The organism is Marinimicrobium sp. ARAG 43.8, from assembly GCF_050113635.1.
Lineage (GTDB): Bacteria > Pseudomonadota > Gammaproteobacteria > Pseudomonadales > Cellvibrionaceae > Marinimicrobium.
Genome location: NZ_JBNJLT010000002.1, coordinates 164,691 through 181,181 on the forward strand (window position 1 = coordinate 164,691; position 16,491 = coordinate 181,181).

Annotated in this window: 12 protein-coding genes; 5 read left to right on the forward strand and 7 right to left on the reverse strand. The window is 56.5% G+C overall.

The window, feature by feature from the left end; genetic code table 11:
• Nucleotides 1–97 precede the first annotated feature (97 nt).
• Complete coding sequence (gene urtA / locus ACQCLF_RS05970) at nucleotides 98–1,258, reverse strand: urea ABC transporter substrate-binding protein (protein WP_426985767.1); 1,161 nt, start codon at nucleotides 1,256–1,258, stop codon at nucleotides 98–100.
• 497 nt (nucleotides 1,259–1,755) lie between these two features.
• Between urtA and ACQCLF_RS05975 the strand changes: the two genes are divergently transcribed.
• The 5 genes from ACQCLF_RS05975 to yacG all read left to right on the forward strand — a co-directional run bounded on the left by ACQCLF_RS05975 (nucleotide 1,756) and on the right by yacG (nucleotide 7,664).
• Nucleotides 1,756–5,142, forward strand: a complete 3,387-nt coding sequence (locus tag ACQCLF_RS05975; RefSeq protein ID WP_426985393.1) for a hybrid sensor histidine kinase/response regulator — start codon at nucleotides 1,756–1,758, stop codon at nucleotides 5,140–5,142.
• On the forward strand, nucleotides 5,117–6,034 hold the full coding sequence (locus ACQCLF_RS05980; RefSeq protein ID WP_426985394.1) for a response regulator: 918 nt from the start codon (nucleotides 5,117–5,119) through the stop codon (nucleotides 6,032–6,034). The genes ACQCLF_RS05975 and ACQCLF_RS05980 overlap by 26 nt, the downstream gene beginning before the upstream one ends.
• A 92-nt stretch (nucleotides 6,035–6,126) precedes the next feature.
• On the forward strand, nucleotides 6,127–7,245 hold the full coding sequence (locus tag ACQCLF_RS05985) for a phospholipase A (RefSeq protein ID WP_426985395.1): 1,119 nt from the start codon (nucleotides 6,127–6,129) through the stop codon (nucleotides 7,243–7,245).
• A 65-nt stretch (nucleotides 7,246–7,310) separates the two neighbouring features.
• Nucleotides 7,311–7,406: a DUF3833 family protein gene (locus tag ACQCLF_RS05990; protein WP_426985396.1), complete on the forward strand. Its 96-nt coding sequence runs from the start codon at nucleotides 7,311–7,313 to the stop codon at nucleotides 7,404–7,406.
• Between the two features lie 57 nt (nucleotides 7,407–7,463).
• Entirely contained in the window at nucleotides 7,464–7,664 is a 201-nt protein-coding gene (yacG, locus tag ACQCLF_RS05995) for a DNA gyrase inhibitor YacG (RefSeq protein ID WP_426985397.1), read from the forward strand.
• On the opposite strand, the gene ACQCLF_RS06000 is transcribed toward yacG, so the two are convergent.
• The 6 genes from ACQCLF_RS06000 to ftsZ form a co-directional block, all read right to left on the reverse strand.
• Nucleotides 7,630–8,634 (reverse strand): Nudix family hydrolase, encoded by a 1,005-nt coding sequence (locus ACQCLF_RS06000; protein ID WP_426985398.1) that lies wholly within the window; start codon nucleotides 8,632–8,634, stop codon nucleotides 7,630–7,632. The two genes, yacG and ACQCLF_RS06000, sit on opposite strands and share 35 nt — an antisense overlap.
• Complete coding sequence (argJ, locus tag ACQCLF_RS06005) at nucleotides 8,615–9,835, reverse strand: bifunctional glutamate N-acetyltransferase/amino-acid acetyltransferase ArgJ (protein ID WP_426985399.1); 1,221 nt, start codon at nucleotides 9,833–9,835, stop codon at nucleotides 8,615–8,617. The genes ACQCLF_RS06000 and argJ overlap by 20 nt, the downstream gene beginning before the upstream one ends.
• 40 nt (nucleotides 9,836–9,875) lie before the next feature.
• Entirely contained in the window at nucleotides 9,876–12,599 is a 2,724-nt protein-coding gene (gene secA / locus ACQCLF_RS06010; protein WP_426985400.1) for a preprotein translocase subunit SecA, read from the reverse strand.
• Between the two features lie 106 nt (nucleotides 12,600–12,705).
• The gene (locus ACQCLF_RS06015; RefSeq protein WP_426985401.1) at nucleotides 12,706–13,644 is read right to left on the reverse strand and encodes a M23 family metallopeptidase; all 939 of its coding nucleotides are present in this window, start codon (nucleotides 13,642–13,644) and stop codon (nucleotides 12,706–12,708) included.
• Between the two features lie 348 nt (nucleotides 13,645–13,992).
• Nucleotides 13,993–14,904 (reverse strand): UDP-3-O-acyl-N-acetylglucosamine deacetylase, encoded by a 912-nt coding sequence (gene lpxC, locus ACQCLF_RS06020; protein ID WP_426985402.1) that lies wholly within the window; start codon nucleotides 14,902–14,904, stop codon nucleotides 13,993–13,995.
• Between the two features lie 375 nt (nucleotides 14,905–15,279).
• On the reverse strand, nucleotides 15,280–16,461 hold the full coding sequence (gene ftsZ, locus ACQCLF_RS06025; RefSeq protein ID WP_426985403.1) for a cell division protein FtsZ: 1,182 nt from the start codon (nucleotides 16,459–16,461) through the stop codon (nucleotides 15,280–15,282).
• Between the last annotated feature and the right edge of the window lie 30 nt (nucleotides 16,462–16,491).

The window sequence follows — 16,491 nt, forward strand, 5'->3', positions numbered from 1 at the left end:
CTCCGCGTGCATGCTCCTGATCAGGCCACAGGGCCATTCGGTCAGTCAGCCCCGCCGTTGCGAGGCTGACCTTTCATCGAGCGCTTTACGTTTTTTATTATTGGTAACCTTCGGGGAAGGGGTCTGGCTCGATCAGCTCACCCGTTTCGAAGACAACCTCGTACTGACCATTTTCTTTTGCACGGCCAATGCGGGTTTTGGACCACAGGTGATGGTTGGGGTGAATCTTGACGTAACCTTCCGGTGCCGTGGTTAATTCAATGCCTGGCGACGCCTCGCGAACCTTGTCCACATCGAACGATCCAGCTTTTTCGACCGCCGCTTTCCATAACCAGGGGCCGAGGTATGCCGCCTGCGTGACGTCACCAATGACGATGTCATCACCCCACCGCTCTTTGAACGCCTTGACGAACTCTTCGTTGTTCTGGTTGGTCAGGCTCTGGAAGTACTTCATCGAGGCGTAGGCCCCTTGTACGTTCTCGCCACCAATACCCAGAATCTCATCCTCGGTCACCGAGATGGTCAGCACCAGAGGTTTTTCCTTGGTCATATCGATGCCAGCCGCCTTGAGCTGTTTATAGAACGCCACATTGGAGCCGCCCACCACAGAGGCAAAAATAACATCCGGTTTACGCAGCTTGATTTTGTTGATCACCGAGTTGAATTGGGTATGACCGAGGGGGTAATACTCTTCGCCCACCACTTTCAGGCCCAGCTTATCAATGTGCTTGCGAGCAATTTTGTTGGAGGTACGCGGCCAGATGTAATCGGAGCCGAGCAAGTAGAAGGTCTTGGCTTCTTTGGCGTCAACCACCCAGTCGATACCCGCAAGAATCTGTTGGGTTGCTTCCTGGCCGGTGTAGATAACGTTAGGAGACTGCTCCAGCCCCTCATAGAACGTCGGGTAGTACAGCATGCCGTTGTATTGCTCAAACACCGGCAATACCGCTTTTCGGGACGCTGAGGTCCAACAACCGAACACCGCTGCCACCTTATCCTGGCGCAGCAACTTACGGGACTTTTCGGCGAAGGTCGGCCAGTCACTGGCACCGTCTTCCTGAATAAACTCGATCTGACGACCCAGCACACCGCCAGCGGCGTTGATCTGTTCGATAGCCAGCTTCTCCGCCTGTACCGAGCCGGTTTCACTAATGGCCATTGTTCCGGTTACGGAGTGCAGGATACCCACTTTCACGGTATCGTCCGTCACCGCCAGGCCCGTCGTATTGACCTCTTGGGCCACTGACGCCGCGCTCATGGCCAAACCGGCCGTAACGGCCAGCAGACTTTTGAGAAGGCCGCCCCCAACGCGGCGCGATCCCGAAGGATTACTAAAACCCGAAGGATTACTAAAAAGAGTCACCATGGTCTTTCCTCGTTTCATTGGTCTGTGTTTGAGTGGTCTATGAGTGCGAAACCCGACTGGCTAACCCTGTCCGCTACCGCCATGACAGCGAAAAGCCATACTGGCATTCTGCTAGTGCTCATCGTCCGCGCCCATTCGACAAATGCCGCAGGCTTCTACGTCAAATGGCTTATATGGCTAAAGCTTGGATGGCATAAAGCTTGATAGTGGTTTGCAGAGGGGCCTTTGGAGAAAACACCCGAGTGCGGTGCGGAGGCCACGTCCGCGAACGTCGACGAATATCGAGCACCATTTTGAGTCAGGCGCTCGAGCCATCAGCCCCAAGAAGCAGCACATATTTGGCAGAGGGACGTCGCCACAACCTCAAATGGCGAAGGTAACTCAGTGCAATGACGGCCAAACAAGCCATTTTCCGCGTGCGCCGCAACTACAACCAGTGGGTCGCTAACCAGACACTGGAAGACTATGCGTTGCGCTTCACCGCCAAGCGAGCCAGGCGCTGGTCGCCAGGACGAGTGGCGCATACGGCCCTGGGGGCCATTTCCTTTCTGGCACTGGAAGCCATCGGTGGCGCCATCACGCTTCACTATGGCTTCACCAATGCGTTGGCCGCTATCGTGGTCGTCAGTCTGGTGATTGCGCTCACGGCGCTACCTATCAGTTATTACGCGGCACGTTATGGGGTCGATATTGACTTGCTGACCCGGGGAGCGGGGTTTGGTTATATCGGCTCAACCATTACTTCCCTGATCTATGCCTCTTTTACGTTCATCTTTTTTGCGCTCGAAGCGGCTATCATGGCCATGGCGCTGGAAATCCTGTTTGGTCTGCCCGTGGCCTGGGGCTATGTATTGTGCTCGCTGGCTGTTATTCCCCTGGTGACTCACGGCATCACCTTTATCAGCCGTTTTCAGCTTTGGACCCAACCGCTGTGGGTCATTCTGCAAATACTGCCCTTCGCTTACATTCTTTGGGCCGACATTCAGTCCGTTTCGAATTGGACACAGTTCGCCGGCCCCGCCGGTCATGACTTCAATTGGCTGCTTTTCGGCGCAGCCTGCGCTGTCATATTTGCGTTGATCGCACAGATTGGCGAACAGGTGGATTTTTTGCGGTTTATGCCTGAGCCCAAACCCCATCAGCGCAAACGTTGGTGGCTGGCATTGTGCGCCGGCGGGCCGGGCTGGATTGTTATCGGCGCGATTAAAATGCTCGCTGGCTCCTTTCTTGCGGTGCTCACCCTGAATCACGGCGTACCGGCCGAGGAAGCGCTGGACCCCACCCACATGTACCAGATCGCCTTTGGGTACGTCTTCCACTCACCTCAGGCGTCCCTGGCGGTAGCGGGCATTTTTGTGATTCTGTCACAGCTGAAAATCAACGTGACCAACGCCTACGCCGGTTCCATTGCCTGGTCGAATTTTTTCTCAAGATTAACCCACAGTCACCCCGGCCGGGTGGTGTGGCTGGTGTTTAACGTGACCATCGCGTTGCTGGTCATGGAGCTCGGCGTCTACCGCGCCTTTGAAAATACCCTGGGATTCTATGCGCTAATCGCTATCGCCTGGGTGGGCTCACTGGTCGCTGACCTGGTGATCAATAAGCCCCTTGGATTAAGCCCCCGGCATATCGAGTTCAAGCGTGCCCACCTTTACGACATCAACCCTGTCGGCGTTGGCAGCATGCTGATTGCTACGATTGTCGGCATCATTGCCTATCTCGGTTTTTTAGGGGAGTGGCTCAAAGCGCTAAGTCATTTCCTGACGTTAATCAGCGCGCTTATCATCGCGCCACTGATCGCCTGGCACACGCGCGGGCGCTATTACATTGCCCGCGAGCCCGTGCATTTAACCCCATTGGCTTCGCGACAAAGCTGCTGCATTTGCGAGCACGCCTTTGACATTGAGGACCTGACACACTGCCCCGCCTACGATGGTTCGATCTGTTCACTGTGTTGCTCTCTGGATGCCCGTTGTAACGACTTCTGTAAACCGGGCGCGAGCTATCCGCAACAGATTCGCACCTGGATCAAAGGCTGGCTACCGGGTTGGCTCATTCCCGATATGAATGCAAAGCTCGGTAATTTTCTGGCGCTGGTGCTGGGTATCAATGGTTTTTCCGGCTTATTGCTGGCCTTGATCTATCATCAGACACCGTTTCCCGAGCCCGCCACAGAAGCCATGTTTGCGGCACTGCTGTGGAAAGTATTTTTTATTCTGCTCATTATCACGGGCGTCGTAAGCTGGCTCTTTGTGCTGGCTCACGAGAGCCGTGTGGTGGCCCAGGAGGAATCACAACGACAGACGCGACTGTTAATGGAAGAGGTGGATGCGCATGAGCGAACGGATCGCGCTCTGCAAAAAGCGAAAGAACAGGCCGACGCTGCTAACCAGGCCAAGAGCCGTTATTTAACCGGCATCAGCCACGAGCTACGCTCCCCCCTCAACGCGGTACTCGGCTATGCACAGCTGCTGGAGCGTGACAGCAGCATTCCAGAAAATCGTCGCGATGCGCTGGGTGTTATACGTCGCAGCGGTGAGCACCTCTCGGATTTAATCGAGGGCTTACTGGATATCTCCAAAATTGAGGCGGGCCGTCTGGATCTACATCGGGATGCCGTTCGTCTGGGACCGTTACTGGAGCAGCTGGTCCACATGTTTCAGTTCCAGGCGGAGGCCAAAGGGTTGACCTTTGAGTATGAGTGCCGGGACCGGTTACCGGCGCTGGTGAGAACCGATGAAAAACGCCTGCGCCAGATTCTGATCAATCTGCTCTCCAACGCCATCAAATACACGGCCAAAGGCTATGTGCGCCTGACTGTCCGCTATCGCAGTGAAGTCGCCGAGTTTATCATCGCCGACTCCGGCACCGGCATTTCTCCCGACGATCAACAACGCATTTTCCGGCCCTTTGAGCGTATTCGTCGGCCCGGCGAGCAGGTCTCAGGTACCGGGCTCGGTCTCACCATAACGCAACTGTTGACCGACATTATGGGCGGCGACATCAACCTGTCCAGTGAGCTGGGCGCAGGCAGTCGTTTCAAGGTGACCTTAATGATGACCAGCTTGCAGGCACCCACCGAACCGCATACCGCAGAGCCGCTGGCCATTCGTGGCTACAGCGGTGAGCGCCGTCGCATTATGGTCGTGGATGATGAAGCCTCGCACCGCCAACTGGTAGAAGCGACATTGACGCCGATTGGCTTCGACGTCTGCCAGGTGGACAACTCGCTGACAGTGCTGGATCGGGTACGACGCGAGCACCCGGACTTAATTCTGCTGGACGTTTCAATGCCCGGTCTCGATGGTTGGGAATTACTCCGGCAACTGCGCGACACCGGTTACCGAAAACCGATTGTTATGATTTCCGCAGACGCCAGTGAAGGTCAGTCCGAACGCGAGCGACTCGAAGACGCCTATCTGGTTAAACCCGTGCGGCTGGTATCGCTGCTCGACACGCTTGCCCAGCAGCTGAAACTGGTGTGGGAAACGTCACACACACAATCGGCCGCTCCCAGAACCGCGCACAACGCCGCCCCGGAAACGATCGACCTGTTGCAGCTACCCGCCGATGCTCATTTACAGCACTTGAGAAAGCTGGCTCTGATTGGCCACAAGAGCGGCTTGCTGCAAACCCTGACCCAACTGAAAGAGAGCGGCGAGGCCGATGCCCGCTTTGTGCATACCCTCTCTCAGCTCGCGTCCCGTTTTCAGTTTGAAACCATCATCCGACTCCTACAGGTAACCGACCATGAACGCCAAAGCGACCTCTCCTGAACCCGTGGTGCTGGTAGTCGACGATGCCATCGACAGCATTCACATGCTCAGCGATGCGCTGGAAGCCGAGCATATGACCGTGTTGGTAGCGCTGGAAGGCCAGCAGGCACTCACTATCACCCGCAATATTACACCGGATATTATTCTTCTGGACGCGCTCATGCCGCACATGGACGGTTTCGAAACCTGTGAGCATCTCAAGCGCAACCCCCGTCTCACTAATGTGCCCGTTATCTTCATGACCGGGCTGAGTGACACCGAGCACGTGGTGAAGGGGCTGGGCGCTGGTGGAGTGGACTACATCACCAAACCGATCAATCCCGAAGAGCTCGTGGCTCGAATGAAGGTACACATCGCCAACGCCCGACTAACACTCAGCGCGCATCGGGCGCTGGACACAGCGGGACAGTACTTGTTCGCCATCGACCGGGAAGGGCGGCTGTTGTGGACCACCCCACAAGTGCAGGAGCAACTGGACAGCGCCGGGCTTCAGAACCCGGAAGCCCAGACCACGCTGGCCAGCCAGTTGCGCGAGTGGCTGTCGCACCAGCCAGAAACCGGTCACAAGCTGCCGCTCACCCCGATGGCGCGACATCTGACGCTGGAGTTCCTCGCGCCGCTGAACGAAACCGATCTGTTGTTGCGCTTGCTTGAGCAACGGCCCGAAAACTCGGAAACCCAATCGCTGCGGCACACCTTCGGCGTCACCAGCCGGGAGGCTGATGTACTGCTGTGGATCGCCCAGGGCAAAACCAACCGGGAGATCGGCCAGATATTGTCCATGAGCCCTCGTACCGTCAACAAGCATCTCGAACAGGTATTCCGCAAACTGGAGGTGGACAATCGCACGTCTGCCGCCGCTGCGGCCATACGCTGCATGGCGCGACATTGACCCACTGCTCAATTTTCTCGACATAACCCGACGACTCTCTCAATATGCGTTATCCTAAGTAGCGTGACCCGTTGTTTTTTCAAGGATTCAACATGCTACTGAGATACGCCGCCCCGTTAACTGCGCTTCTAATGACCCTGATATCCCTGCCGCTGAGCGCAGAAACGGACGAGGAGGAGTCTGGCAGCGCCGAGTTGCCCGAAGAACTCATGGTTCAATGCCTGAAGATTGCGGCACCGGGTGCTGGCGGAGAGCTGACCATCAAACAGCTTCGCGAACTGTGTAATACGTTGGCCCGGGAAGACGCCAACCAACAGGACGCCGTACGGCGTGCCCTGGAAGCGTTAAGCGATGAAGCTGAAGGCAAAGACAACGACAGTGACCCGACGGGCAACAGCCGCATCCTGGAGCGACGCCTGGGTATGGAGGCGCTCAACCGGGCCAACCGATTCCTTCTGACGCCGCACCGCCGTAATTATCTGCTTCCGGTGAGCTATCAGGAAGGGCGCAACATTGAGCCCTATACCCAGGCGGACAGCCAGTTGACGGATCAGAAAAAGATCGAAGTGGAATTTCAATTAAGCGTCAAAATTCTGATTCGTGAAGGAATTTTCGGCGACAACGGCCACCTTTACATGGCCTACACCAACCACTCGTTATGGCAGGCCTACAACGAAGATATTTCTCGCCCCTTCCGGGAAACCAATCACCAGCCCGAGCTGATCCTGAGCTTCGTCAATGACTGGGAAATCTTCGGGTTCCGCAATGTGCTGAACGAGGTAATGCTGACGCACCAGTCCAATGGTCAGAGCGGCGCCCTTTCCCGAAGCTGGGACCGGGTGATGGTCAACACCGTGTTTGAACGGGGGCCTTTCGCATTCAGTTTCACGCCCTGGTATCGCCTGCCAGAAAGCGAGGGAGACGGGCCGGACGACCCCACGGGCGATGACAACCCGGATATCGAAAAATATATGGGCCATTTTGAACTGTCCGGCGCCTATCAACGTAAAGAGAATATACTCAGCCTGATGGTGCGCAATAATCTGCGCTCGGATAACCGGGGGGCGGTGGAATTGGGCTGGAGCTTCCCGGTCTCCTCCACCACTCGCGGGTACCTGAAAATTTTCAACGGCTACGGACACAGCCTGATTGACTACGACCATCACACCACCGCCGTGGGCCTCGGTGTTATCTTTACCGATTTGTTCTGAAATCGGTTTATCCGCAGGGGGCACGGCCAAAACCGGAGCTGAGCGTGGAAAACTGGATGTAGCTGGTGGATGAGAACACCGTGATCAACCAATCCACGTTGCGTAAATGGGGCTTTCGGGTGGGCAGCATCCAATTGACCATTCTGCGTCAGCGGGATTGAACCGGTGGGCACACGGTGCTATAACGGCCGCCCCATGCATTAATCTGGGACAAGCCCATGACCGAGCACACCGCCGAGCCCATCACACTGAACTGCCCGACTTGCGGAAAAACCGTGCGCTGGACCGACGCCTTTCCCTACCGCCCTTTTTGTAGCGAACGCTGCAAACTGATCGACCTTGGAGAGTGGGCCAGTGAGAATCACAAGATTCCAGGAGAGCCCGTCATACCCGACCCAGAGGACGACTCTGGTTATTAGAGAGGCTATTAAAGAGAGGCCATCCAAACCTGATGCCGGCAATGCCCTGTGCGCCGCTGGCTTTGGCCTGCTCCAGATCCTGAGCTGTCATACCACCCAGGGCGTACACGGGTAACGGCGTATCAGCAACCCACTGCGCGAACTGCCGCCAGCCCAGCGGGGCAATGTCCGGATGGGATTCCGTAACGTTAACCGGAGAGAGCGTTACATAGTCCACGCCGAGTTCCACCGCCCGAGCCAGTTCTCCGGGCGAGTGGCAAGACGCGCCCCACCAGCGTGACGGCGGCACCGGGCGCTGCGAGCAGCGGGCCAGTGCCTCCCCATTCATATGCCATCCACCGAGCGCTTCATCACAGTGAGCTTCCGGGCCGTGAGCCAGCAATCGCGCGTCGAACGCCTGACACAACGCCAGTGCCTGTCGAGCCCTGTGGCGATATTGCTCGACGGAAAGCTCCGGCGCCCGCAAAATCAGTGCACGCGCACCACGCCGCAATGCCTCCTGCAACCGCTCCATCCAATCGTCTTCGGACAGTGAAGGCCCAGTGATCACCCACTGGGATGGCAGACGGATGGCATTCACTATGGGACGATTGGCTGCTGGAAAATCATAGTCCAGCAGCGCCTCGGGGCTGACCCAGCGAACCGGCTGCCCTTCATTGCCCTGCGGCTCCCCCTCAAAGCAAGTGACCCGGCACACCTGCAACCAGACGGATTTATCCGGGTAATGGTGCCGAATATCAATCAACGACTCGGCTTCGCGCACCCGAATCGCCAGCTCTTCTTCAAGCTCGCGGGTAAGTGCGTGAGTCAGCGTTTCCCCCTCGTCCATCTTGCCACCGGGAAATTCCCACAGTCCGCCCTGGTGGACATGATCCGGTCGGCGCGCGATCAGCACCCGACCAGAGGCGTCCTGTACCACGCCCACGGCGACCCGAACCACGGCGGCCATATCAGCTTCGGTAGTCAGCATTGATTCGCACATACTCGTGCGACAGATCCGTGGTCCACAGTCGCTGTCTGGCGTCGCCCCGACCAAGATGGATGCGGATGGCGATCTCCTCGCCGTCCATCACCGCCTGCCCCTGCTCCTCGGTGTAGGACTCCGCTCGCGCGCCATTTTCCACGATCACCGTGTCGTTAAGCTGGATACATACCTTACTGGGATCAAGCCCGGAAACCCCGGCGTACCCCACCGCCGCCACGATACGCCCCCAGTTGGGGTCGCACGCGAACAGCGCAGTTTTGATCAGCGGGGAGTGGGCTACCGCGTAGCCTACCTGCAAACATTCATCGTCATTGGCACCACCGCTGATTTCCAACGTGACAAATTTGGTTGCTCCTTCGCCATCCGCCACAATACACTTGGCCAGATACTCATGCGCTTCAATCACAAGCGCGCGCACTTTCTCGTAAAGCTCCCCAACGGGTTTTTCAATCAGCGGAGCTGCGGAAGTACCTGTCGCCATCAACACACACGCGTCGTTGGTCGAGGTATCGCCATCAATGGTAATGCGGTTAAACGAGCGATTGGCGGCCTCTTTGCAAAGGTCCTCCAGCACCGTCTGCGCAATATCGGCATCGGTCGCAATATAGGCCAGCATCGTTCCCATATTGGGCCGTATCATGCCGGCCCCTTTGGCGATGCCGTTAACGGTGACCGTGTTCCCCTCATGCTCTACGGTTCCGGTAAAACCTTTGGGGCGGGTGTCCGTCGTCATAATGGCTTTGGCCGCGGCTTCCCAGCCGTTGTCACTCAAGGCCTCGTAGGCCGACGGCAGAGCGCCTTCGATTTTTTTCAACGGCAGCGGCTCGCCAATGACTCCCGTGGAAAAGGGCAATACCTGTTCGGTCATGACGCTGGCCAAACGGGCGACGGCGCTACTGGTCGCGATGGCATCGCGGCGCCCGCGCTCACCCGTGCAGGCATTGGCGTTGCCCGAGTTGATCACCAGGAAGCGGGGACGACTTTGCTTGAGATATTCCCGGCAAAGTGTCACTGGCGCGGCGCAAAACGCGTTGCGTGTAAAAACACCCGCCGTGCGAGTGCCTTCGGCCAATTCGATAAGCACCAGGTCCTGCCGACCGGGTTTTTTAATACCCGCGCTGGTCGTGGCCAGACGAACGCCTGTCAGGGCAGGCATGGAAGGGAACGAATATTCACCGACAGCCATTGAGGAAACTCCGTTTGTTCATCCAGTGGATAGGCCCGAATCAGCTTAGCTTTCCGTGGCATTGTTTGTACTTTTTCCCGGACCCGCATGGACAGGGATCATTGCGCCCCACCTTCCGGCTCTCGCGCACAAACGGACGCCCGCCGGGTTCCCCTTCTGCCGGCGCTTGATCGGCGGCCTGTTCAGCACCGCCCAACGCGGACACCTCATCGTGCTTCAATTGCATTTGCTGCTTCTCGCGCGCCTCGCGGCGGCGGCGCTCCATCTCTTCCATCTGTTCACGGCTCACCGGCTCGACTCGAGCCAGCAGGTGCACGACTTCGTGCTTCACCTTCTCAAGCATGGACTGGAACAGATAGAACGCCTCGCGCTTGTATTCCTGTTTCGGGTTACGCTGAGCGTAGGAACGCAGATTGATCCCCTGACGCAGATGGTCCATATTCTGCAACTGCTCTTTCCAGGCGTTATCCAGAACCTGCAACATCACCTGCTTTTCAATCTCGGTCATCATTGGCCCGATGCGGGCACATTTCGCATCGTACGCACCCTGCACTTCTGTCTGCAGCCGCTCGCGCAACTTTTCCTCATGCAATTGATCGTCTTCATCAAGCCATTGCGCAACGGGCAGTTGCAAACCGAACTCCTGTTCCAGACGTTTTTCCAGCCCCGGGGCATCCCACTGTTCCTCAAGGCTTTGGGGCGGGATGTACTCGCTGACAATATCATTCACCACATCGAAGCGCACAGAGTTGATGGTATCGGTGATGCTCTCCGCTTCGAGTAGCTCATTACGCTGCTGATACACCACTTGCCGCTGATCGTTGGAGACGTTATCGAATTCCAGTAACTGTTTACGGATATCGAAGTTGCGCCCTTCCACTTTGCGTTGAGCTTTTTCAATCGCGTTATTCACCATTCGGTGCTCAATCGCTTCCCCTTTCTCCATGCCCAGCGCTTGCATAAAGCCACGGATGCGATCCGAAGCAAAGATACGCATCAGGCTGTCTTCCATGGACAAGTAGAATCGGGTCACACCAGGGTCCCCCTGACGACCGGCACGGCCCCGCAACTGGTTGTCGATACGGCGCGATTCGTGCCGTTCAGTCCCGATAATGTGCAAACCTCCGGCTTCCAGCACCTGGTCATGGCGTTTCTGCCAATCCGCTTTGACCGCTTGGATCTGGGCTTCGGTCGGGTTCTCCAGTTTAGCCACTTCAGCTTCCCAGTTACCACCAAGCACAATATCGGTACCCCGGCCCGCCATGTTCGTGGCGATGGTCACCGCGCCAGGCCGACCGGCCTGAGCAATAATTTCTGCTTCCTGCTCATGGTATTTCGCATTGAGCACCTGATGAGCGATACCAGCCTTTTTCAGGCGCTGGGACATTTCCTCAGAGGTCTCAATAGAAGCCGTGCCCACCAGAATGGGTGCTTTTTTGTCCTGAAGTTTCTTGATGTCATCAACAATCGCGTCGTACTTTTCGGCAACGGTCAGGTAAACCAGATCGTTCAGGTCAATCCGCTGTTTAGGCCGGTTGGTCGGAATCACCACCACATCCAGACCGTAGATTTCGCGGAATTCAAAGGCTTCCGTATCGGCGGTACCGGTCATGCCGGACAGGGTTGGGTACAGGCGGAAATAATTCTGAAAGGTGGTGGACGCCAGCGTCTGGCTCTCACTTTGAATCGTTACGCCCTCTTTGGCCTCAATGGCCTGGTGCAGCCCCTCGGACAGACGCCGACCGGCCATGGTCCGGCCGGTGTGCTCATCAATGAGTACGACCTGATTGTTCTGTACGATGTACTCAACATCCCGGCGAAACAGGGCGCGGGCGCGCAACGCCGAATTCACATGGTGCAACAAGTTCAGGTTGGTCGCGGCGTACAGGCTTTCACCTTCAGGAAGCATTCCGGAGCGGCTCAACAGGTCCTCTACCTTTTGATGGCCTTCTTCCGTCAACTCCACCTGCCGACTTTTTTCGTCAACGGTGTAATCCCCTTCATCGCTGCCTTCCTTCACAACGTTCAGGCTTTGGATCAGTTTGCACATGCGCATGTACAGCTCTGAGCTGTTTTCCGCGGCGCCGGAAATAATCAGTGGCGTACGCGCCTCGTCGATCAGGATGGAGTCCACCTCATCCACCACGGCAAAGTTGAGCGAGCGCTGTACTTTGTCTTTGACACTCAGCGCCATATTGTCGCGCAGGTAATCAAAGCCGAATTCATTGTTGGTGCCGTAGGTAATGTCCGCCGCGTAAGCGTCACGCTTGTCGGCGGCCGGCTGCATGGAGCGAATCACGCCCACACTCAACCCCAGGCGCTCATAGACTTTTCCCATCCAGGCCGCATCACGCGAGGCCAGGTAGTCGTTCACGGTCACCACATGCACGCCTCGACCGGTCAGCGCATGCAAATAACACGGCAAAGTGGACACCAGCGTTTTACCTTCACCGGTGCGCATCTCGGCAATTTTGCCTTCATGCAGGGACATACCACCGATCATCTGGACATCGAAATGACGCAGGCCCAGCGCCCGCTTACTGGCCTCCCGAACGGCAGCAAATGCCTCGGGCAGCAGTTGGTCGAGCGTTTCGCCCTGTTCATGGCGTTGCTTGAACTCTGCGGTTTTAGCGGTCAACGCCTCATCGCTGAGCTTCTCCAGGTCGCCCTCCAGCTCATTAATCTTGGTGACGACTTTACGCATACGCTTCAGCTCGCGTTCATTCTTGGAGCCAAAGAGGGATTTCACTATAGTACCGAGCATTGTTATTACCGTATTTGAGCTGTAAACAGGTGAACGATTGTCGCCTCATCGGAGGCCGACGAGTTAACCGGGAGCGACTTGCCAAAGCAAGTGAGGAAGGGAAAACTTAACGACTGGCGCGATGAATGTACGTGGCAGGATCGACCGCGCGGCCGTTTTTATAAACTTCGAAGTGAACGTGCGGCCCAGTGGATCGCCCACTGGAGCCCATCAAGGCAATCACCTGCCCTTTCTTGACAACGTCACCCACCTTGACCAGGTTTTCCTTGTTGTGCGCATAGCGAGTGGTGAAGCCACTGCCATGATTGATTTCGACCATTCGACCGTAACCGTGCCGATCCTGTGACCAGGTAACGACGCCAGCCGCCACGGAGATGACTTCGGAACCATCTTTACCCGCAAAGTCCACACCGCCATGCCAGGCGACTTGACCAGTGAATGGGTCGGTACGGCGACCAAAACGCGAGGACATCCAGCCTTTTTTAATTGGCCGACCAGCGAGGAACACATCATCCTGTAATTTGCGCTTGGCCAGCAGGGTATCCAACATGGCCAGCTGCTGCTCGCGGTTTTCAATCTGGGACGACAACTGGTCGATCACCGAGATAAAGTCCGGCGGGGCGTAGGGGTCGCCGATGGTGTCCGTCTCCGGACCGCCCAGGGCCGGAGGCTGGCTGAAGTCAAACTCGCCTTCATCCAGATTGGCAATGCTGGTGAGGTGTTCACCCAACGCATCCAGTCGCATCAGCCGCGCCTGCAACTCGGCTACTCTTAGCGTCAGCGCGGCCACCTGTGATCGGGCATGCTCTCGGGTTTGCTTGATCTGCTGCTGCTGTTCGGCCAGGGTGGCTTCCCAGGCCCGGCGTGACTCCGCCGTAAACATATCACTGTCACTGCCCCAGCCATTCAGCCACTGCATGCCCAGAACACCCGCCGCAGTGACGGGCACCCCCAGCAGGCAGATCGACAGCAGAGCCCGCGTCCACCCTCCCAGGGTGACGCTGCGCGTCTGGCCGTGCTGTTTGCTGACAATGATGATCTTCATGGGCGGAATATTACCCGTTTTTGCTACCAAATTGCATAGTGATTAACGGGAATTTATGGCGATAATCTATACCGAATCCATATAAAACCCAGCGCCTTATAACCAAAAGCACTAAAAAGGCGTTGTTTGCCCAAGCTATTCTGGAAATTCTTCCAACGCAACCAGAGAACTCTAGTCACTGGTATGGTCACTGGCCTGCTCACTGGAAAGAAACTGCCCGATCTGAGAAACCGGGGCCAATATGGCATATTCAGGGCGTGATTACCAATTTTTATGCCTGGCCGTTTATCGAAAAAAGCCGCATAAGGCTCGGCCTTATGCGGCTTTTTGTGCCAGACCGCAGTCAGTTCACACGGCCAGCAGCGGCTTCATGTAGGAAATCGGCGCGGTGCTCTCATCCTCAAAGGTCACCACTTCCCACGCATCGCGCTGGGCGATCAACTGACGCAGAGACTTGTTATTCAGGCCGTGGCCGGATTTGTGGGCCTTGAACTCACCAATCAGGCTGTTGCCGAGCAAGTACAAGTCCCCAATGGCATCCAACACCTTATGCTTGACGAACTCATCTTCGTAACGCAGCCCATCTTCATTAAGAATGCGATAGTCGTCCACCACAATGGCGTTATCTACGCTGCCGCCTTTGGCCAGGCCCTTGGAGCGCAGGTACTCAATTTCGTGCATAAAACCAAAGGTTCGGGCGCGACTCACTTCCTTTACAAAGGAGGTGCTGGAAAAATCCACCGAAGTCTGCAGGTTACGCCCCTCAAACACGGGGTGGTCAAACTCGATGGAGAACGACACCTTAAAGCCGTTGAAGGGCAGGAAGCTGGCTTTTTTGTCGCCCTCTTCCACGGTCACCGGCTTTTTGATGCGAATAAATTTCTTGGCCACCGCCTGTTCCTGAATGCCTGCCGACTGAATCAGGAATACGAACGGTCCGGCACTACCATCCATAATCGGCACTTCCGGCGCACTGACTTCAACAATGGCATTATCAATACCCAGGCCAGCCATGGCTGAGAGCAAGTGTTCTACCGTGGACACGCGAACATCACCTTTGACCAGGGTAGTGGACAGTGTGGTGTCGCCAACGTTTTCGGCTTTGGCTTCGATCTCAACGACCGGGTCCAGATCAACCCGACGGAACACAATGCCAGCATCAGCCGGCGCCGGCAAAAGCGTCAGATACACTTTCTGGCCAGTGTGTAAGCCAACACCGGTTGCCCGGATGGCGTTTTTGAGGGTGCGTTGTCTGATCATTACCTTAAGTAGCCCACCTTTGGCTGTGGCGTTGGTGCCCTTGTGAGGCTCCGCCGCCGAATTGTAAAAAGGACGCGATTGTAGCAACTTTTCATTTTAGCCACTACTGAAACTGTCGCTAAATGCACCAAATTGGTGACTTTTACCTCACTTTACGTTTCACAACGGTACAAACCCGTCAGCCTGACCGTTCCCGTGGAGAGCACTTCCAGCACTTGGCTCAGCGCCATCGGGAACACACAACTCAGGCTCTCACTCAGACAACGTACACTCCAAAGGTTCTATAAAAAGATCACAATCCCTGTGATTGTCTGAGCCTATCGCCCTCTGGGCGACCCATAAACCGGGTCATAAAGGAGGGTTTGTATGACACCGTTAGTCTGCTTGCCGACGCAGAAATGCCGGGATATCCAGATATTCCATTTCTTTTTCCGTGGCGGGTATGGCAGCCGCCGCCGAGGACTGCCCGCCCGCCGCCGGGGCACTTTGGCGCATCACGGTCGGCCGCTCGTAACTGCTGTAATCCACTTCGCCGGTATTTTTGCGACGCGTATTATCCACGACCACCTTGGTTTTACCGGTAGGCTTTTCTTCCTTTGCCGGTGCTCCCAGGCCAGTCGCCACGACCGTCACGCGCAGCTCGTCGGACATTTCCGGATCAATAACTGTGCCAACCACGACTGTAGCATCGGCCGACGCGAACTCTTCGATGGTGTTGCCCACTTCAGAGTACTCGCCCAGAGACAAGTCGATACCAGCGGTGATGTTCACCAGGATGCCGCGCGCACCCTGCAGGTTCACATCTTCCAGCAACGGACTGCGAATGGCAGCTTCGGCGGCTTCACGAGCCCGGTTCTCACCCGTGGCGTGCCCGGTGCCCATCATCGCCATGCCCATTTCGGACATCACAGTGCGCACATCGGCAAAGTCGACGTTGATCATACCCGGACGGATGATCAGGTCCGCGATGCCCTGAACCGCACCGAGCAACACATTATTGGCAGCCTTGAACGCGTCCAGCAGACTGGTGGACTTGCCCAGAACGGCCAGCAACTTCTCATTCGGAATCGTGATCAATGAGTCGACGCGCTCCTGCAATTCTTTAATCCCGGCATCGGCCACCACCATACGTTTGCGACCCTCGAACGGGAACGGCTTCGTGACCACGGCCACCGTGAGAATACCCAGATCGCGCGCAATTTCGGCCACGATAGGCGCACCACCTGTGCCCGTACCGCCGCCCATACCGGCCGCGATGAACACCATATCGGCGCCTTGCAGAACCTCGGCGATGCGCTCACGATCTTCCATCGCGGCTTGACGACCCACCTCTGGGTTTGCACCGGCACCGAGACCCTTGGTCATGCTGTGTCCCAGTTGCAGGACCGTGCGTGAGTCAATGTCTTTCAGCGCCTGGGCATCGGTGTTGGCGCAAATGAATTCAACGCCTTCAATGTTGCTGTCGATCATGTGCTTGACGGCGTTACCGCCACCGCCACCGACACCGACCACTTTAATAACAGCGTTTTGCGGGATGTTATCTACCAGCTCAAACATAGTAAGTCCCCTTTTCCTTTGACAAATTAA